Consider the following 1,312-nt stretch of genomic DNA (forward strand, 5'->3'; position numbering starts at 1 on the left):
TCTCTTGTATAAATGCGTAATTAGGCATCGCCGCGCATCTGCTGAAGGGTGGTAATCCCCCGGTAATCCCCCCATTTTTAGAGCACGCTAAAAGTAGAGGTTAAGCGGCGAGTGCCAGTTTCTGTTTTGGCGTGATACCGCCGAGCGCCATGTTGGGCCGATCGTGATTGTAGGTCCACAGCCAGTTGGTGGCAAACTCCTGGATCTCCTCGAGGGTTTCAAACAGGTGATGGGCCAGCCAGTCATAGCGAACCGTCCTGTTGTAGCGTTCAACGTAAGCGTTCTGCTGGGGCTGTCCAGGCTGGATGAAATCAATGCGGATGCCGCGCCTGGCCGCCCATGCCAAGGTCACTGCGCTGATGTATTCAGGGCCGTTGTCGCACCGGATCGCTGCCGGCTTGCCGCGCCATTCGATGATCCGGTCAAGCGAGCGTATCACGCGTTCGGACGGCAGCGAGAAGTCGACTTCGATGCCCAGGCCTTCGCGGTTGAAGTCATCGATCACGTTAAACAGACGGATGCTGCGCCCATCGGCGAGCTGGTCGTGCATGAAGTCCATCGACCAGCTCTGGTTGATCGCGGTCGGTACCGCCAGCGGCAGCGGTTTTTCGCGCGACAGGCGATGACGCGGCTTGATGCGCAGGTTCAGCTCGAGCTCGCGGTAAATCCTGTAGACGCGCTTGTGGTTCCATTTGAAGCCTTTAACATTACGCAGGTACAGGAAGCACAGCCCGAAGCCCCAGTTGTTGCGCTGGTTGTTCGTCAGTCGCACCAGCCAGTCGGCAATGAGGACGTTTTCCGCGTCCAGCTTGGCCTTGTAGCGGTAGCAGGTCTGACTGATGCCAAACGCCTGGCACGCCAGCTTGACAGTGGCTGACCGCTCCGTCACGGCCCATTGCGCCATCTCCCGCCGCTGAGATGGCGCTACCATTTTTTTGTGAGTGCCTCCGCAACGATCTCGGCCTTGAGACGCTCCTCGACGTACATCTTCTTGAGGCGCCGGTTTTCCTCCTCCAGCTCCTTCATCCGTGCCATCAACGAGGCGTCCATGCCGCCAAACTTGGAGCGCCACTTGTAGAACGTGGCATTGCTGATGCCGTGCTCGCGGCACAGCTCCGGTACTGGGCTGCCGGCTTCTGCTTGCTTGAGGATGGCGATGATCTGGCTGTCGGTAAAGCGGGACGTCTTCATGTAGAGCTTTCTGTGTCTTAAGTAGAAAATTCTACTTCTGATCGCGCTCTTTTTGTGGGGGGATTACCGGGTCACTATAGTTGTGTATGGTTTTATCATTCAAGTGATAAAACGCATATAC

General features: G+C 56.8%; 1 protein-coding gene. It reads right to left on the reverse strand.

The genetic code is table 11. The annotated features are described in order from the left end of the window. Positions 1-100: 100 nt before the first annotated feature. Positions 101-1,191 (reverse strand): IS3 family transposase gene (locus LCI23_RS17175; RefSeq protein ID WP_224947672.1). Its coding sequence is split into 2 segments (ribosomal slippage): positions 101-939 and positions 939-1,191, totalling 1,092 coding nucleotides; the frame shifts between segments, so codons are not numbered across the junction. Positions 1,192-1,312 lie beyond the last annotated feature (121 nt).

The organism is Massilia sp. MS-15 (genome assembly GCF_020176695.1).
In the GTDB taxonomy this organism is placed as follows: Bacteria; Pseudomonadota; Gammaproteobacteria; order Burkholderiales; family Burkholderiaceae_D; genus Telluria; species Telluria hydrophila.